Source organism: Streptomyces dysideae, from assembly GCF_001514305.1.
Lineage (GTDB): Bacteria > Actinomycetota > Actinomycetes > Streptomycetales > Streptomycetaceae > Streptomyces > Streptomyces dysideae.
Genome location: NZ_KQ949097.1, coordinates 40,861 through 58,095 on the forward strand (window position 1 = coordinate 40,861; position 17,235 = coordinate 58,095).

The following is a 17,235-nucleotide window of genomic DNA, read 5'->3' on the forward strand; positions in this document are numbered from 1 at the left end:
CACCGCGCTCGTTAGAGTGGTGATCATGCGGATGAAGATCATTGCAGCGGTCGGTCTCGTGGGTCTGCTCGCCACGGGGTGCGCGGACGGCGGCGCGGACTCGGGCGACGACACCGAGGCGGCCCCCGCGAGCACGCCGCTGCCGCAGCGGCTGGACCAGCCGGACACGGACCCGGAGCTGGAGCCCACCGCCTCCCCCGCGGCGGACGCGCCCTTCGTCGATCAGCTGGAGTACGAGCTCCGGGCGAAGACCCTGAAGATGGCGGCGGCGCAGGGCGCGACGACCGCCAAGTGCCCCGACGACGTGCGGTCGAAGAGCGGTGAGCAGATCACCTGCACGGCCACGTACGACGACCTCAAGCTCGACTGGTACGTGACGATCGGCGACAGCGCCGCCTGGTCCGACAACTACGTGCAGTACGAGGCGTCGCCGAGCACCGGCATCCTCACCCGCGACGGAGTCGCCAAGCTTCTCTTCGGCAACTACAGGAGGCTGCCCGCGAGCACGTCGTAGAGGATCGGCTGGTCGGAGCATCGTGCCTGACGGCGTTGAGTTGCGGGTCCGCGAAGGCCGCCCGCCTTGTCCTTGATGACGCCGCAGCCGGTGCCGCCCGGCGCGGCCGTCACCCCGCCGCCCTTCGCGAACCGGGGCAGCGCGCGTACCCGCCACTTCCCCTTCTGTTCGGGCACGCTGGGCAGCAGTCCGTAGTTCTTGTACCAGATGGCCATGGGCAGGCCGATGACCCGGCCCGTCTTGAGGACGGTCCGCATGCCGGCGCTCGCGCCGGACGGTCACCCGGCCGACGCCGCCCGGGCCGCCGCCAGGGCCTGTTCGGCGTATCCGCGGCCGAAGAGCACCGCGTGCACCAGGAGCGGGAAGAGCTGGTGCAGGGCGATGCGGTCGGTCCAGCCGGCGGCGAGGGGTGCGGTCTGCTGGTAGCCGTCGAGGACCTGGTCCAGGTGGGGGCAGCCGAAGAGGTGGAGCATCGCCAGGTCGGTCTCGCGGTGGCCGCCGTGTGCGGCGGGGTCGATCAGCCAGACGTGTCCGTCGGCGCCCCAGAGGACGTTGCCGTTCCAGAGGTCGCCGTGCAGCCGGGCGGGCGGCTCGGCGGGGCCGGCCAGCTCAGGGAGGCGTGCGCAGACGCGCTCGATGACGGGGGTCTCGGCGGTGCGGATCGTGCCTGCGTCGACGGCGCGGCGCAGGTACGGCAGGACGCGGTGCTCGGCGTACCAGCGGGGCCAGTCGGAGCCGGGTACGTTCCGCATCGGGGCGAGCCCGATGTACGCGTCCTCGAGGCCGCCGGGCGGCGGGGCACCGAACGCGGAGGCTCCGGCGGCGTGCAGGACGGCCAGGTCACGGCCGAACCGGACCGCAGCCTCGGGGCTCGGGCGGCCGGACGGGACACGGTCGGTCACCAGCACCTGCCCGTCGTGGCCGTGCACGGCCGGGACGCGGACCGTGCCGGCGTCGGCCAGCCAGCGCAGCCCCGTCGCCTCGGCCCGCGCGGCGCCGTCGCCCTCCCCGCGCTTGACCATCACCACCCGGCCGTCGTCGAGGGTGACTTCGGCGAGCGTCCCGGACAGACGGTGCTCAGCGGTCGAGGGGCGCCCGGTGAAGCGGGCCGCCGTGGCGCCCGGTTCCTCGTCGTGGCCGGGGGGCGGCGTGCGGTCGGTGCGGAACGTCACGGTCCCCAGCGTAGGGGCCCTGGGGTCTGTCCGGCGGATCATGCCGCAGACGCGGGGTCCGGCACGCACATCTGCGGCGTTGTCGTCCGTCGCCGACTCCCCCCACTCTCGGCTCCGCTCACCGGCGTTCATCAGTCGCCGCCACTTTCCTGCGACCTGATCCGCCGGACCGGCCCTCGCCCGAGATGCGTCCCGGGCGAGGGCTTCGCGTCACCGGTAGGTGATGGACGATGTGCTGTAGCGGCAGTACGTGCCGTCCGGGCCGCTGCCGATCACGCTCGGTTCGTCGCCGCTGCTGTTGCCCTGGAAGCGGGTGCAGACGGAGATGTCCCGGCCGCTGTCACCGACGATCGTCACGCCCGAGAGGACGGCCGTGTCACCGTAGTTGGCGTTGATCCCGACGACGGAGTTGCCAGGGCCGGTCACTCTCACATTGCTGATGACGACATGGCGTTCGTACTGCGTCTCGCAGTTGCCGCACGACCGGTACAGCTTGCCGAAGTCGGCGACCTGGAAGTCCCTGATGGTCAGGGTGCCACCGCCGTTGTGCTGGAAGACCTTGTCGTCGGCCTTGCGCGCACCGCCGCCGACGACGAGGTAGCGCGCCGACGCCGACTTGCCCTTGAAGGTCGCCGCGTCCTCGCCGACGTCCTCCCACCACACGTTCTCCAGGGTGCAGCTGCCCAGACAGTGCACGCCGTCGGCGGCCGGGGCGCCGAGGATCACGTTCTTCAGGGTGGCCCCGTCGGCGAGTTCGAAGATCGGGTCCTGGTCCTCGTCCTGGCCGTCGCCGCCGAGGGCTCCGGAGCCGGCGAAGCGCCTGAGGCCGCCGTCGTAGCTGCCGGAGACCTCGATGCTCGCGGATACGGCCATGCCGCCGGTGGCGGTGGGCCAGGAACCGGAGACGGTGCTGGTGCCGGCCGCCGGGGTGCGGGTGGCCTTCGGGGTCGGCGACGCGGTCGGCTTGGCGCTCTTGCTCGGGGAGGCCGAGGCGGACGGGGACGCCGATGACTTCGAGGGCGAGGGCGAGGAGGACGGGGATGCCGAGTCCGGCGCCGGGGACGGGGCGACGCCGCTCGCTGCCTTCAGCGTCCAGCTCTTGGTGAGCGCCTTGTCGCAGGAGTCCTGCCGGGTCCGGGCCGCCTTGGCGTCGAGGCACTGGCCGCTGTGGGTGTTGACCAGGTGGTAGGCGTCTCCCGCCGCGCTCACCTTCCACACCTGCGCGTCCCCGCCGTCGCAGGTCTGCTGCTCCACGGCCGTGCCGGCCGACTTCGAGTCGCCCCGCACCCCGGCGCACAGTCCGCTGTGGAGGGCCTCGACCGTGAACCCGTCGCCGGACTCGGTCAGTTGCCAGGTCTGCTCGGCGCCGCCGCCGCAGGCCGCCTGCGCCAGCTGGACGTCGGTCTCGGTGCTCGCGGACGGGACGCCGAGGCAGCTGTCGTCCACCTTGCTGACCAGCTGGTAGGTGCCGGCCTCCGGTGCGAAGGCGGACGCCGACAGTTGCAGGGCGACGACCGCTGCGCCGCCGCCGACCAGGGCGGTGGCCACGGCGCCGATCAGCACCTTGTGGCGGCGGCGGTCGGATCTCTTGCGGTGCTGCCTGCGCGAGGCTGCTCTGGTGCCCATGTGGTGGTGGCTCTCGTTCCAGGGTTCGGGAGGTCGGGGTGCCCCTCACCCCGTGCGTCGCCACCGGTCGCGCAAAGGTTGCCGTGGATCTTCGCTTTTTTCACCGCGTGCGTGATTACGTATCGGCGGCCGCTTTTTTGATCGCCTCGCGGATACGGGAGTAGGTGCCGCAGCGGCACACGTTCTCGATGCGGTCGATGTCGGCGTCCGTCGGCCGGGACGTCTTCTTGAGCAGCGCGGCCGCGGCCATGATCTGGCCCGGCTGGCAGAAGCCGCACTGGGCGACGTCACAGTCCAGCCAGGCCTGTTGCACGGGGTGCAGTGCGTCACCGTCGGCCAGACCCTCGATGGTGGTGACCTTGCGGCCCGCGCAGTCGCCGACGGGGACGACGCAGGGCTGGATCTCCTCGCCGTCGAGGTGGCTGGTGCAGGCCCGGCAGGCGCCCACGCCACAGCCGTACTTGGGCCCGGTGACATTCAGCAGGTCGCGCAGCACCCACAGCAGCGGCATGTCGGCCGGTGCCTCGACGGTGACCCGCTTCCCGTTGAGGACGAAGGAGTAGGAGGGCATCGGAACCTTCTCAGAAGTTGATCGGGAAACGGCGCGGCTTGGTGCCGGTGGCCCGGGCGTAGGCGTTGGCGACGGCACCGGCCGCGGCCGGGACGCCGAGTTCACCGGCGCCGCCGGGGTCGCGCTTGGAGGGCATGATGTGCGCCTCGAAGTGCGGTGGGGCGTGCCGCTGGCGGGCGTAGTGGAAGTCGGCGAAGCTGCTCTCGCGGACGGCACCCCGGTCGATGTGGAGGCCGGCCCGCAGCACGGTGGAGATGCCGTCGACGGCCGTCCCCATGAGCTGGGCCTCGAGGCCGCGCGGGTTCACGGCGGTTCCGACGTCGGCCGCCATGACCACCTTCGTCACCCGGGGGTTCTTCGGGTCGGTGGCGTCGATCTCGACCAGGCAGGCCACGCAGGAGCCGTACTCCTCGTGCACGGCGACCCCCTGGGCCTGGCCCGACGGCATGCTCCGGCCCCAGCGTCCGGCGGTCGCGGCCTTGTCCAGTACGGCCTTGACGGTCCTGCTCCTGAGTGTCGTACGGCGGAAGGCGACCGGGTCCTCGCCCAGGGTGCGGGCGATCTCGTCGACGACGATCTCCTCGGCGGTGCGCACGGTCCCGGAGTCCACGGAGCGCCAGGCGCCGAGGGGCATCGCCAGGTCGACGGAGCCCGAATCGCCGCTCAGGCGGCCGAAGTTGTACAGGCCGCTGTCGCTGGGCAGCGGGGCCGCGGCGGCCCGCGCACCGCCCTGCGCGGAGAGGCCTTCGTACGACTCGCTCACCGAGGCCGTCGAGTGTGCGAAGGCGACCACCCGGCCGCGGGCGTGGCTGGCCCGGATGCGGTGGTGGGTGGCGGGGCGCATCCGGCCGTGCCGGATGTCGTCGGTGCGGCTCCACATCAGTTTCACCGGCAGGCGTGCCTTCTTGGAGATCAGGGCCGCCTCGATCGCGGCGTCATAGGTGAGCCGCCGTCCGAACGAGCCGCCGCCCCGCATGACATGGACCCAGACCTTCGACGACGGCAGGCCGACGGCCGAGGCGATGCTCTCCCGCGCGTCCGTCGGTGACTGGGAGGAGAACCAGATCTCGGCGCTGCCGGAGCGTACGTCCGCCACCGCGGTCAGCACCTCCATGGGGGCGTGGCTGACGAAGGCGAACTCGAACTCGGCCTCGGTCTGCGCCGTTCCGCCCGGCGGTGCGGCCAGTTTCGGGACGGCGGCGCGCAGCCGGGAGCGGATGGCGGCGTCGGAGAGGTTCGCGAGCGGGCCCGGCGCCCATTTGATCTTCAGGGCGTCCCGGGCCTGGAAGGCGTGATGGAAGGTGTCCGCCACCACGGCCACGCCCCCGTCGATTTCGACGACCGCGTGCACGCCGGGCAGGGCGCGGGCCGCGCGGTCGTCGACCGAGACGGCCTTCCCGCCGAGCGTCGGCGGCCTGGCCACCACGGTCGGTCTGGCTCCGGCCACCGACAGGTCACCGGTGTACTCGGCCTTGCCGGTGACGATGTCGCGTGCGTCGATGCGGGTCGTCGGGCGGCCGATCACCCGGTGCTCGGCGGCCGGCTTGGGCTTGGCGGACACGGCCGGCCGCGTGATTCCGGCGGCGCTCGCGGTGAGGGATCCGAAGGTGGCCGAACGGCCGTCCGGGGCGAAGACCCTCGTCCTCCCGGTGCGCAGGGACCAGGCGGGGACCTTCCAGCGCCGCGCGGCCGCGGTCACCAGCTTGGCGCGTGCGGTGGCGGCCAGTCGGCGGGCCGGGCCGTACAGCGAGCTGACCGAGTTCGAGCCGCCGGTGAACTGGTTGCCCTCGGTGCGGGCGTCGGCGAGCGGGATCTCGACGTCGGCGAGCCGGGCGTCCAGTTCCTCGGCGATCATCATGGCGACGGCGGTGGTGACACCCTGGCCGACCTCGACCCGCGGCAGCCTTACGACGACCTTGTTGGCCCGGGTCACCTCCAGGACCAGCATCTCCTCGTCGGTGCCGGTCACCAGGACGTCGGACGCGGCATCCTCGGCGCCCTCCGCCGACGGGGTGCCGCAGCCGAGCGGGGCGGCAACGGTCAGGGTGGACGCCGCCAGTGTGTAGACCACGAACTTCCGGCGGGACAGCTGACGGGCCAACTGACGCTCCTCTCCGAGAACCGGGGGTGGTTCGTCTCATAGGAGGGGTCGGCGCGCGTAAGGGTTGCGTGCGAGGGCGATTATCCGCGGGAGTCCCCACCGTAGAACGCGGCCCGCCCGGGCTCGTCGAGCGGTACACCGGGGCACGCCGGGGACGAAGACGATCGTCATGCGGTCCCCGCGGGGGAATTCGGTGGCGTACCGGCCGTCACGGTGCTGGGATGGCGCGATGCGACAAGACGCGCCGACGGTCGTGGACCGGGGCCAGTACCCCGACGCGACGACTCCCTGGGAGCGGGACGCCTGGCGGGATGCCGCCCTCGGCTGGGCGGCGGACGAACTCGCCGCGCACGGGCTGCGGGTGACAGGGCGACGGAGTGTGCGGCTGCGGCCGTGGTCCGTCCTGGTCCGCCTGTCGGTCGAAGGGGACGGCAGGCCGTCCGGCGGCGGGAACGGCCGGGTCCACGACACGGTGTGGTTCAAGGCCAATCCGCCCGCCAGTGCCTTCGAGGCGGGCCTGACCTGGGCACTGTCCCGCTGGGTGCCGGAGCATGTGCTGACGCCGCTCGCCGTGGACGCCGACCGCAGCTGGTCCCTGCTGCCCGACGGCGGGGAGCTCTTCCGGGACGTGCTCGACCGGGGGCCGACCGACCCGCACGCCTGGGAGGAGCCGCTGCGCCGGTACGCGAGCCTGCAGCGGGCGCTCGTTCCGTACGCCGACGAGATCGAGCTGCTCGGTGTCCCCGGCGCCCGTACCGCCACCCTGCCCGAGGTCTTCGACCGTGCGGTCGCCGCCAACACCGTGCTGTCGGGGGCCGACCGGGAGCGACTGCGCGCCCTCCGTCCACGCCTGGCCGACTGGTGCGCGGAGCTCGCCGCCGTGGGCGTCCCCGACTCCCTCGACCACTCCGATCTGCACGAGGGCCAGCTGTTCCACCCGGTGCCGGGCCGCTTCACCTTCTTCGACTGGGGCGACGCCGCCGTCACCCATCCCTTGTGCAGCTTCCTGGTCATCGGCCGCACCGCCCGCGAGCGCTACGGCCCCGGCGTACTCCCCCGTCTCCGGGACGCCTACCTGGAACCCTGGACCGGCGACGGCCGCACACCGGCGGACCTGCGCCGCGCGGTGCCACTGGCGTGGCGGCTCGGTGCCCTGTGCCGTGCCGACTCCTGGGGCCGCCTGTTCCCGGAGGCGGCCGGGGCGGCGGGAGCGGGAGCGGAGGCGAGCGCCCACTGGCTCCTGCAACTCCTCGAACAGCCGCCGCTCTAGCCAGGACGCGTCAGGTGGCGGACCAGCCAGGTCAGCATCGCGTCGAGGTCACCGGCGGCCGTGCGGACGTCGTCGACGGCCTGGGCGGTGTGTGGGGTGCCGTCGCCGTCGAGGGAGCGGGCGGCGATCAGTGAGCGGTGGCGCAGCAGGTCCACTCGGGCGTGGTCGGCCGGGTAGCCGCGCGGGACGCGCCGCATGACGTCGCCGGAGATGTCGTAGCCCTTCTCACTCAACTCCGCGACGGCGGCGGCCAGTTCACGGCCGCTGCCCTCGGCGGCGACGGCCCTGCGGAACAGGTCGACCTGGCCGGGGTCGGGATACCACCAGGCGCCCTGGACGCGCAGGCCGTCCAGGGCGAACCGCAGCCCGATCTCGACCTTGCGGCCGAGCCGGATCACCGCGCTCTGATGCTGCCACCACCAGGAGTTCGTGCGGTAGTGCCAGACGGAGAAGTCCTCGTAGCGGGGGTCGGCGTCCGCCACGTCGTTCAGCAGCGCGATCATCGGCTGCCGGACGAGACGTTCACGGTCCGCCCGGCACCGCTCACGTACCGCCTGGGACGGTTCGCCCTGCAACTGGAGCAGTACGTCCATGGCCTGCTCGGGCCAGCCGGTGAAGCGTCCGTCCATGCGGCGACGCTACCCCACGTGCCGTCAGGGGCGCCGGGGAGCAGTCGTCGCAGCGGTGAACCTGTCCCTCACCGACCTCTGGACGCCCCACCGGCTCCTGACCTAAGGTGCGACAGCAAGCGCTTTCTAGCGTGACCATGCCAGCACCCCCGTCATGCGCCCAGCTCCGCCGAGGTCCGTGCGAGGAGCTGGCGCGGGCCCGGCGCGGAGAGGTAGCGTCTCGTGCCGCACCACGAACCGCAGGGCCCGTCGCACCCGTTGACCCGTAAGTCGTTCCTGAGGGGGTTAGCCGCCGTCGGCGTGGCCCCCCTGCTCCCCGGCCTGCTTCCCACGGCCGCCGAAGCCGCGTCGGCGGCCGCGTCCGGCTTCCCGCTGGTGCGGGACGGCGCCGCCGTCGAGCTGTACGTCGACCCTGCGGACGACCCCGCCGTGCTCCGCGCGGCCGGCGATCTGCGGTCGGACGTCGAACGGGTCACCGGCATCCGCCCCGAGCTGCGGCAGACACTGCCGGAGTCGGCCGCGCTCCTGGTCGTGGTGGGCACCATCGGTGCCAGCCCGGTCGTCGACCGCCTCGTCGCCGACGGACGTCTCAACGTCTCGCGCGTGAAGGGCCGTTGGGAGGCGTCGGTGAGCCAGGTGGTGGAGCGCCCGCTGCCCGGTGTGGACCGCGCTCTGGTGATCGCGGGCAGCGACCGGCGCGGCACGATCTACGGCATCTACGACACCTCGGAGCGCATCGGCGTCTCCCCCTGGTACTGGTGGGCCGACGTGCCCGTCGAGCATCGCGACACCGTCACCGTCCCGGCGGGCCCCCTCAAGCGGTACGAGCCGTCCGTCCGTTACCGGGGCGTCTTCATCAACGACGAGCAGAACCTGACCACTTGGTCCCACCGCACCCAGGAGCCGGACAAGAACATCGGCCCCGAGACGTACCGGCGCGTCTTCGAGCTGCTGCTCCGCCTCAAGGCCAACTACCTGTGGCCGGCCATGCACCCGTACTCCGACTTCTTCAACAAGCATCGGGAGAACCCCGAACTCGCCGACCACTACGGCATCGTCGTCGGCTCCAGCCACCCCGAGGCCCTGCTGCGCAACGGCGTCCACGAGTGGGCGCCGTGGGCCGAGGAGCACCAGGGCACGGACGGCAGCCTGCCCGTCTACGACTACACGGTGAACCCCGGTGTCATCTCCGACTACTGGAGAGCCAGAGCCCGGCAGAACGCGGCGTACGAGAGCAGCTGGACGCTCGGCATGCGCGGCCTGCACGACAGCGCGCTGGAGACGAAGTACGCGACGACCATCCCCGAGAAGGTCGTCGTGATGAACGACATCATCGCCGACCAGCGCCGGATCCTGGCCGAAGAGGTCGGCGCCGGGGCCGAGCCGCAGATCTTCATCCCGTACAAGGAGGTCCTGGACCTCTACAACGCGGGTGTCCGGGTCCCCGACGACGTCACGCTGATCTGGCCGGACGACAACCACGGCAACATGCGCCAGCTGCCGGACGACGCCGAGCGGGAGCGCGAGGGCGGCAACGGCATCTACTACCACCTCTCCTACTGGGGCCGGCCGAAGAGCTATCTGTGGCTGGACACCACCCAACCGGCCAAGGTCTGGCAGGAGTTGCGACGGGTCTACGAGCACGGCGCCGACCGGATGTGGATCTTCAACGTCGGTGACCTCAAGTCGATCGAGACCGGTCTGTCGTTCGCGATGGACATGGCCTGGGACGTGGACCGGTGGGGTGCCGACGAGGTGCAGGACTTCCTGGCCGAGTGGGCCGGGCGCCAGTTCGGGCACCGGTACGGCCGGGAGATCGCCGCGATCCGCACCGAGTACTACCGGCTGGCGGCGGAACTGCGCCCGGAGTTCATCGCGCCCGGCATCCTGTCCGTGATCCACCACGGCGACGAGGCGGGCCGCCGGATGGCCGCCTACGACCGGCTGCTGGGGCGGGCCCGGGCGGTGGGCGCCGAGCTGCCCGAGGCCTACCGGGACGCCTTCTACGAACTGGTCGAGTATCCGGTGCACGGCGCCTACTTGATGCAGCTCAAGTACTACTGGGCGGACCGCAACGCCCTCGCGGTACGCCAGGGCCGCGGCGCCGGCACCAACCGCTTCGCGGACCTGGCCCACGCAGCGCACGCCGAGGAGGCGGCGCTCACCGCGCGCTACAACACCGAGGTGGCGGGCGGGAAATGGAGCGGGATCGTCAACCCGTACCCGTCGCAGATCCCCAAGGCGCCGGGCCGTCCGACCGTGACCAGGGTGACCCGGCAGGAGACGTCCGGGCTGGGCGTGGCGGCCGAGGGGAACGACACCGGGACGGCCCGTCCCCTGTCCTTCTCCTCCGTCACCCGCGACCGCCGCTTCGTGGACGTCTTCAACACCGGCTTCGTTGCGCTGACTTGGGCGGCCGAGGCGAGTCACCGCTGGGTCCGGATGAGTGAGACGGGCGGCTCCCTCACCGAGCAGACCCGGCTGTGGGTGGAGATCGACTGGGCACGGGTGCCCGGGGGCGCGCACGACGCGACGGTCACCGTCACCGGGGCCGGGCAGCGCGTCGACGTGCCGCTGCGGGTGCGCGACGACGGTGACCGCAGGCGGGCCCGCGGGTTCGTCGAGGCCCACGGGTATGTCTCGATCGACGCCGCGCACGCCGACCGGCGGGTGGCGCGCGGCGGGGCCCGCTGGCGGGTCGTGCGCGGACTGGGCCGCCGTACGGCCGCCATGGAGGCGGCGCCCACGACGGCGGCGCCGATCACCGGCGACTTCGCCACCCGCGCACCGGAGTTGAGGTACCGGGTGCGCTTCAGCAGCACCGGCACCTTTCCCGTCACCGTCTTCCGGCTGCCCTCCCTCGACGAGCGCGGCCACCGCCGACTGGCCCTCGCCCTGGACGACCGGCCCGTCACGGTCCTGTCGGGACAGGCCATCGCCACCGGCAACCGGGGTGACGCCTGGGCCCGCCAGGTGGAGGACGGGGTCGAGAAACTCACCGCGCCGGTGACCGTCGCCGAACCGGGTGAGCACGTCCTGCGGCTCTTCATGGTCGACCCGGCGATCGTGGTCGACCAGATCGTCATCGACACCGGCGGACGGCCCGCCACCTATCTCGCACCGCCGGAGAGCTACCACCCGCGGTTCAATCCCGCCCCCGACCCTGCTTGAACCGTCAGCTCCCCGGGGATTTCGTACCCGCCGTCAGCGGCGGAACCGCCGGCGCCGTCCGGTGACACCCGGACGGCGCCGGCGTCCCGGGCCGTCGAGGTGCTGCTGCGCGAGTGCCCGTCCGGTGGTGAGGGGCACCCGAGGGGCGCCGGTCACCTCTCGTCCTTCTTCCAGGCGCCGACGGCGAGCTTCCCCGTCGTCCCCAGGTCCAGTTCCGGGATGACCGTCACGGGGGCCGCGCCGGGCTTCGCCCACACCCGCACATAGGGCGCGTTGACCGGGTCCCCGACGCCGGCTTCGGTGGTGTTGCGCCAGACCAGCCCGGCGCGGGCCCGCTCGCCGGGCGCCAGGGCCAGGGGCTGGGGCGTGTCGTCGGCTCCGGTGCCGGTGGCGATGGAGCTGCCGCCGCGCAGGACGCTCACGCCGTCGACGGGCTTGTGCGACTCGTCGAGGGGCTGGAGTCGGGGGTAGCCGTTGAGCTGGTAGGTGCGGGTGCCGCAGTTCTCCAGGCGCAGTCCCACGACGCGCAGTCCCATCGCGGCACTGCCCTGATCGGCGTACACGCGCACACCCGAGGCCGGGCAGGGGCCCCGCTCGGCGGATGCCTCGTCGGTGGGGACGCTCCTCACCTTCGCGATCGCCAGGCCTGTCCAGGTGGTCGTCGCGCCCATGAATACCTTGCGTTTCACCGTCTGGCCGGGCTTGACGGACGACACGACCTGCTGCGCGTTGTCCATCACCCCGCCGGAATCCGACAGCAAGCTCAAGGTGATCGTGTAGGTGAAGGGTTCCGTCCCGTCGTTGGTCACCTCGAACCCGGTGCAGTCGGCACCGACGGCACCGGCCAGGCGGATGAGCCGTACCCCGCTCTCCGGCTCCCCGCAGGTTTCGACGGGCCCGCTCGGAGAACCCGACACCCCCGTCGGAGCCGGGCCGTCGCTCTGCGAACCGGCCTGCTGGGTTCCGCACGCCGCGAGCAGCAGGACGCCGGCGACGACGGAAGGAAGGGTGAACGGGGAGCTGCGCATCCGCCGAGTCGATCAGCAGCGACACACACCGGGCTGTGGTGGAAGCCACACCTCCGGTCACAGGGCTGTCACAGCCCGGCTCAGTGCCTGCGAAAGGCCTCTTCCAGCCACCATGAACCGCGGTCGCCGACCACCTTCGCGTCGTTGAGCAGCGGCGCCGACCGCGGCCCGGCCACCCAGTCCGCTACTGCCTTCAGGTCCGCGTGCGCTCGCACGGTCACCGCCTCGAAGCCGTACCCGCGCGCGGTGGCGGCGAGGTCCGTCGACGCGCCTGCGCGACGGCGTCCTCCGGCGATGTGACACGCGTCGTGACCGCGCCGACCGCACGCGCCAACGCCTCTTGGTCGATGCGGCCGGGGTCGGGCGTAAGGCCATCAGTGCTCGGCCAGTTCCCGCAGCGCGATGTTGAGTTCGAGGACGTTGACGCGCGGCTCGCCCAGGAAGCCGGCCGTACGGCCCTGAGTGTGCTCCCGCACCAGCTTCTCCACCTGGGCGACGGACAGGCCGTTCGCCTCGGCGACCCGCTGGACCTGGATCCGCGCGTACGCCGGGGAGATGTCCGGGTCGATCGCGGAGGCGGAGCCGGTGACGGCGTCCTTGGGCACGGCGGATTCCGGTACGTGGTTGAACTCGGCGACCTGCTTCTTCGCCGCCGCGACGGCCTTGACGAGGGCCGGGTCGTCGGCGCCGAGCTGGCTGGAGCCGGTGGCCAGCGGGTCGTAGCCGCTGTGGGAGGGCCGTCCCTGGAACCACTTCGGGTCGGGCTTGTCGGTGCCCTTGATGTTCCAGCTCTGGCCGATCAGCTTCGAGCCGACCTCCTTGCCGTCGACCTCGACGATCGAACCGTTGGCCTGGTCGTGGAAGGCGAGCCGGCCGATGCCGGTCACCATCAGCGGGTAGAGGATGCCGGTCACGACGGTGAGGACGAGGAGCATGCGCAGGGCGGCCCACAGCATCCGCCCGGTGTTCACCACGGAGTTGTTCATGGTCCTTCACCCGATGCCGGGGATCAGAGAGATGAGCAGGTCGATGATCTTGATGCCGATGAACGGGGCGATCAGGCCGCCCAGGCCGTAGATCCCGAGGTTGCGCCGCAGCATCCGGTCGGCGCTCATCGGGCGGTACTGCACGCCGCGCAGGGCGAGCGGCACGAGGGCGATGATGACGAGCGCGTTGAAGATGACCGCGGAGAGGATTGCCGACTCCGGTGAAGACAGGCCCATGATGTTGAGCTTTTCCAGCGACGGGTAGGCGACGGCGAACATCGCCGGGATGATCGCGAAGTACTTGGCGACGTCGTTGGCGATGGAGAACGTCGTCAACGCGCCCCGGGTGATGAGGAGTTGCTTGCCGATCTCGACGATCTCGATGAGCTTGGTCGGGTTGGAGTCCAGGTCGACCATGTTGCCGGCCTCCTTGGCGGCCGACGTACCCGTGTTCATCGCCACGCCGACGTCGGCCTGTGCGAGCGCCGGGGCGTCGTTGGTGCCGTCGCCGGTCATCGCGACCAGCCTGCCGCCCGCCTGTTCCCGTTTGATCAGCGCCATCTTGTCCTCGGGCGTGGCCTCCGCGAGGAAGTCGTCGACGCCTGCTTCCTCGGCGATGGCCTTGGCGGTCAGCGGGTTGTCGCCCGTGATCATGACGGTCTTGATGCCCATGCGGCGCAGCTCCTCGAACCGCTCCCGCATGCCCTCCTTGACGACGTCCTTGAGGTGGATGACGCCCAGGATCCGGGCGCCCTCGCCGTCCTCGGCCGCGACGAGCAGCGGGGTGCCGCCCGCCTCGGATATCCGGTCGGCGAGGGTGTCGGCGTCATCGGCGACGGTGCCGCCCTGCTCCCGGACCCAGGCGATGACGGAGCCGGCCGCGCCCTTGCGGATCCTGCGCCCGTCGACGTCCACGCCCGACATCCGGGTCTGGGCGGTGAAGGCGATCCACTCGGCGTGTGCCAGCTCGCCCTGGTGGCGTTCGCGCAGCCCGTACTTCTCCTTGGCGAGGACGACGATGGAGCGGCCCTCGGACGTCTCGTCGGCCAGCGACGACAGCTGGGCGGCGTCGGCGACCTCGGCCTCGGTCGTCCCGCGCACCGGCACGAACTCGGCGGCCTGCCGGTTGCCGAGCGTGATGGTGCCGGTCTTGTCGAGCAGCAGCGTCGAGACGTCACCGGCGGCCTCGACCGCACGCCCCGACATGGCCAGCACGTTGCGCTGGACCAGCCGGTCCATGCCCGCGATGCCGATCGCGGACAGCAGCGCGCCGATCGTGGTCGGGATCAGGCAGACCAGCAGCGCGGTGAGCACGATCAGCGAGGTCTGCTGGTCGGCCCCCGCGTAGCTCGCGAACGGCTTCAGCGTCACGACCGCGAGCAGGAAGACGATGGTCAGCGAGGCGAGCAGGATGTTCAGCGCGATCTCGTTCGGCGTCTTCTGCCGGGCGGCGCCCTCGACCAGGTTGATCATCCGGTCGATGAAGGTCTCTCCCGGCTTCGTCGTGATCCTGATGACGATGCGGTCGGACAGCACCTTCGTCCCGCCGGTGACGGCCGAACGGTCGCCGCCGGACTCCCGGATGACGGGCGCCGACTCACCGGTGATCGCCGACTCGTCGACCGAGGCGACACCCTCGACGACGTCGCCGTCGCCCGGGATGATGTCGCCGGCCTCGCAGACGACCAGATCGCCCACCCCCAGCTCGGTGCCGGGGATCTGCTCCTCGGCCGTGCCGTCCTTGAGCAGCCGGCGCGCCACGGTGTCGGTCTTGGCCTTGCGCAGGGTGTCGGCCTGCGCCTTGCCGCGGCCCTCGGCGACCGCCTCCGCGAGGTTGGCGAAGACCACGGTCAGCCACAGCCAGGCGGCGATGACCCAGCCGAACCAGTCGCCCGGCGTCCTGACCGCCAGCACGGTCGTGACCACCGAACCGACGAGCACGACGAACATGACGGGCGACTTGACCATCACCTGCGGGTCGAGCTTGCGGAAGGCGTCCGGCAGCGACCTGACGAGCTGCTCGGGTTCGAACAGGCCCGCGCCGACCCGGCCCTCGGGAGCCCTGTGCCCGGTCGGTACGTCCTGGTGCGGCGCCCGGTTCGGGGGGACCGTGGACATCGGGTCCTCTTGCTTCTTGATGTGAGTCTTCTGGTTGTGCGTCTTCTTTACGGGGGTCTTCTTTATGGGGGTGGTCATGCCGCCAGCCCCTCGGCGAGCGGACCAAGCGCCAGGGCCGGGAAGAACGTCAGACCGGTGATGATCATGATGGCGCCGACCAGCAGTCCGGTGAACAGCGGTTTCTCGGTGCGCAGGGTGCCCGCGGTGGCCGGGACCGGCTTCTGCTCGGCGAGCGAACCGGCCAGCGCCAGCACGAACACCATCGGCAGGAACCGGCCCAGCGCCATGCACAGACCCAGCGTCGTGTTGAAGAAGGTCGTGTCGGCGCCGAAGCCCGCGAAGGCGGAGCCGTTGTTGTTGGACGCGGACGTGTAGGCGTACAGGACCTCGGAGAAGCCGTGCGCCCCGATGTTGGTCATGGCGCCCCTGCCGTCCGGCAGGGCCATCGCCACCGCGGTGCCGATCAGCACCAGCGCCGGGGTGACGAGGATGTGGCAGGCCGCCAGCTTGATCTCGCGGGTGCCGATCTTCTTGCCCAGGTACTCGGGCGTACGGCCGACCATCAGACCGGCGAGGAACACCGCGATGAGGGCCATGACGAGCATGCCGTAGAGGCCGGAGCCGACCCCGCCGGGCGCGATCTCGCCCAGCATCATGCCGAGCAGCAGCACCCCGCCGGACAGGCCCTGGTACGAGTCGTGGAAGGAGTTGACCGAGCCGGTCGAGGTCATGGTCGTGGAGACCGCGAACAGCGACGACGGTCCCTCGCCGAACCGCTGCTCCTTGCCCTCCATCGAGCCGCCGGCGAGCTGCGAGGCGGTGCCCGGGTGGGCGTACTCGATCCAGGTCACGGCGACGACGCCGGCGAACCAGATGATCCCCATCGCGGCGACGATCGCGTAGCCCTGCCGGACGTTGCCGACCATCTTGCCGAAGGTGCGCGGCAGCGAGAACGGGATCACCAGCAGCAGGAAGATCTCCAGCAGGTTGGTGAAGCCGTTGGGGTTCTCGAAGGGGTGCGCGCTGTTGGCGTTGAAGAAGCCGCCGCCGTTCGTGCCCACGTCCTTGATGGCCTCCTGGGAGGCGACCGCGCCGGGGCTGATGGCCTGCTTGTCGCCGGTCAGCGTGGTGACGGTGTGGATGTCGCCGAAGTTCTGGATGGCGCCGGCGGCGATCAGCAGCAGGGCCGCGATCACGGAGACCGGGATCAGGATGCGGACGGTGCCGCGCACCAGGTCGGCCCAGAAGTTGCCCAGGTCCCCTGTGCGGGACCGGGCGAAGCCGCGCACCAGGGCCACGGCGACGGCGATGCCGACCGCGGCGGAGACGAAGTTCTGTACGGCCAGTCCGGCGGTTTGTGTGACGTGGCTCATGGCCGTCTCACCCGAGTACGACTGCCAGTTCGTGTTGGACACGAAGGAGACGGCCGTGTTGAACGCCTGGTCCGGGCTGATCGGCTTGAAGCCGAGCGACAGCGGCAGCCTGTCCTGCACCCGCTGCAGCAGGTAGAGGAACAGCACGCTCACCGCGGAGAACGCCAGGACGCCGCGCAGGTAGGCGGGCCAGCGCATCTCCGTGTCGGGGTCGGCGCCGACCGAGCGGTAGATCCACCGCTCGACCCGGAGGTGCTTCTTGGCGGAGTAGACGGCGGCCATGTAGTCGCCGAGAGGACGGTGCACCAGGGCGAGCGCGCCGATGAGCGCGGCCACCAGGAGCACGTCGGCAAGGACGGGGCTCATGGGCGTGCTCAGAACCTCTCCGGGAAGACCAGGGCGAGGACGAGATAGCCCAGCAGGGCGACGGCCACGACCAGGCCGACCATGTTCTCGGCGGTCACAGCTTCGCCACCCCCTTGGCGACGAGAACCACCAGCGCGAACACCGCGATCGTGATGACGACGAAGGCCACGTCGGCCATCGTGAGCTCCTGAATGAGGTTCGGTTGAGTGCGGACCTCTGGAGGGAACCCCGTTTTCAGGCGCCCGCGACCGTCCTTAACGCCTCCCATACGGCGCCCCGCACGCCTTTGACGCACTCCATACGCCTCGGC

The 17,235-nt window shown here is 71.4% G+C and carries 17 protein-coding genes and 1 pseudogene; 3 read left to right on the top strand and 15 right to left on the bottom strand.

The window, feature by feature from the left end; translation table 11 throughout:
* The first annotated feature begins 25 nt into the window (after positions 1-25).
* Positions 26-514 carry a hypothetical protein gene (locus tag AQJ91_RS53890; protein WP_159054687.1) on the top strand — a complete coding sequence of 163 codons (489 nt, stop codon included), beginning with the start codon at positions 26-28 and terminating at the stop codon, positions 512-514.
* On the opposite strand, the gene AQJ91_RS30325 is transcribed toward AQJ91_RS53890, so the two are convergent.
* The 6 genes and pseudogenes from AQJ91_RS30325 to AQJ91_RS30345 form a co-directional block, all read right to left on the bottom strand.
* Positions 484-771: a hypothetical protein gene (locus AQJ91_RS30325; RefSeq protein WP_067027875.1), complete on the bottom strand. Its 288-nt coding sequence runs from the start codon at positions 769-771 to the stop codon at positions 484-486. The two genes, AQJ91_RS53890 and AQJ91_RS30325, sit on opposite strands and share 31 nt — an antisense overlap.
* A 21-nt stretch (positions 772-792) precedes the next feature.
* Positions 793-1,686 carry a fructosamine kinase family protein gene (locus tag AQJ91_RS30330; RefSeq protein ID WP_067028033.1) on the bottom strand — a complete coding sequence of 298 codons (894 nt, stop codon included), beginning with the start codon at positions 1,684-1,686 and terminating at the stop codon, positions 793-795.
* 210 nt (positions 1,687-1,896) lie between these two features.
* Positions 1,897-2,775 (bottom strand): pectate lyase, encoded by an 879-nt coding sequence (locus tag AQJ91_RS56190; protein WP_407696951.1) that lies wholly within the window; start codon positions 2,773-2,775, stop codon positions 1,897-1,899.
* 45 nt (positions 2,776-2,820) lie between these two features.
* Positions 2,821-3,312, bottom strand: a pseudogene (locus AQJ91_RS56195) (RICIN domain-containing protein); the annotation flags it as partial.
* A gap of 115 nt (positions 3,313-3,427) precedes the next feature.
* Positions 3,428-3,883, bottom strand: coding sequence for a (2Fe-2S)-binding protein (locus AQJ91_RS30340; RefSeq protein WP_067027879.1), 456 nt, complete (start codon positions 3,881-3,883; stop codon positions 3,428-3,430).
* 10 nt (positions 3,884-3,893) lie between these two features.
* The gene (locus AQJ91_RS30345) at positions 3,894-5,954 is read right to left on the bottom strand and encodes a xanthine dehydrogenase family protein molybdopterin-binding subunit (RefSeq protein ID WP_079085305.1); all 2,061 of its coding nucleotides are present in this window, start codon (positions 5,952-5,954) and stop codon (positions 3,894-3,896) included.
* Positions 5,955-6,213: 259 nt separating this feature from the next.
* Between AQJ91_RS30345 and AQJ91_RS30350 the strand changes: the two genes are divergently transcribed.
* Positions 6,214-7,254, top strand: a complete 1,041-nt coding sequence (locus AQJ91_RS30350; RefSeq protein ID WP_067027883.1) for a phosphotransferase — start codon at positions 6,214-6,216, stop codon at positions 7,252-7,254.
* Here the strand turns inward: AQJ91_RS30350 and AQJ91_RS30355 are convergent.
* Positions 7,251-7,883 (bottom strand): DUF2461 family protein, encoded by a 633-nt coding sequence (locus AQJ91_RS30355; protein WP_234383084.1) that lies wholly within the window; start codon positions 7,881-7,883, stop codon positions 7,251-7,253. The genes AQJ91_RS30350 and AQJ91_RS30355 overlap by 4 nt on opposite strands.
* Before the next feature lie 222 nt (positions 7,884-8,105).
* On the opposite strand from AQJ91_RS30355, the gene AQJ91_RS30360 reads away from it, so the two are divergent.
* Positions 8,106-11,054: a glycosyl hydrolase 115 family protein gene (locus AQJ91_RS30360; RefSeq protein WP_067027884.1), complete on the top strand. Its 2,949-nt coding sequence runs from the start codon at positions 8,106-8,108 to the stop codon at positions 11,052-11,054.
* Between the two features lie 33 nt (positions 11,055-11,087).
* On the opposite strand, the gene AQJ91_RS57485 is transcribed toward AQJ91_RS30360, so the two are convergent.
* From AQJ91_RS57485 to AQJ91_RS53895, 8 genes are all read right to left on the bottom strand, one after another.
* A complete protein-coding gene (locus tag AQJ91_RS57485) occupies positions 11,088-11,210 on the bottom strand; it encodes a hypothetical protein (protein ID WP_267891247.1) in 123 nt (40 codons plus the stop codon).
* On the bottom strand, positions 11,207-12,082 hold the full coding sequence (locus tag AQJ91_RS30365) for a DUF4232 domain-containing protein (protein ID WP_067027885.1): 876 nt from the start codon (positions 12,080-12,082) through the stop codon (positions 11,207-11,209). The genes AQJ91_RS57485 and AQJ91_RS30365 overlap by 4 nt, the downstream gene beginning before the upstream one ends.
* Positions 12,083-12,162: 80 nt before the next feature.
* Positions 12,163-12,297 carry a hypothetical protein gene (locus AQJ91_RS57490; protein WP_267891248.1) on the bottom strand — a complete coding sequence of 45 codons (135 nt, stop codon included), beginning with the start codon at positions 12,295-12,297 and terminating at the stop codon, positions 12,163-12,165.
* Between the two features lie 159 nt (positions 12,298-12,456).
* Positions 12,457-13,068 carry a potassium-transporting ATPase subunit KdpC gene (gene kdpC / locus AQJ91_RS30370; protein ID WP_067027887.1) on the bottom strand — a complete coding sequence of 204 codons (612 nt, stop codon included), beginning with the start codon at positions 13,066-13,068 and terminating at the stop codon, positions 12,457-12,459.
* Between the two features lie 6 nt (positions 13,069-13,074).
* On the bottom strand, positions 13,075-15,186 hold the full coding sequence (kdpB, locus tag AQJ91_RS30375; RefSeq protein WP_067028037.1) for a potassium-transporting ATPase subunit KdpB: 2,112 nt from the start codon (positions 15,184-15,186) through the stop codon (positions 13,075-13,077).
* Positions 15,187-15,260: 74 nt separating this feature from the next.
* Positions 15,261-16,925, bottom strand: a complete 1,665-nt coding sequence (gene kdpA, locus AQJ91_RS30380; RefSeq protein ID WP_067027889.1) for a potassium-transporting ATPase subunit KdpA — start codon at positions 16,923-16,925, stop codon at positions 15,261-15,263.
* Positions 16,926-16,933: 8 nt separating this feature from the next.
* Positions 16,934-17,023, bottom strand: a complete 90-nt coding sequence (gene kdpF / locus AQJ91_RS30385) for a K(+)-transporting ATPase subunit F (protein WP_067027891.1) — start codon at positions 17,021-17,023, stop codon at positions 16,934-16,936.
* A complete protein-coding gene (locus AQJ91_RS53895; protein WP_159054688.1) occupies positions 17,020-17,193 on the bottom strand; it encodes a hypothetical protein in 174 nt (57 codons plus the stop codon). The genes kdpF and AQJ91_RS53895 overlap by 4 nt, the downstream gene beginning before the upstream one ends.
* Between the last annotated feature and the right edge of the window lie 42 nt (positions 17,194-17,235).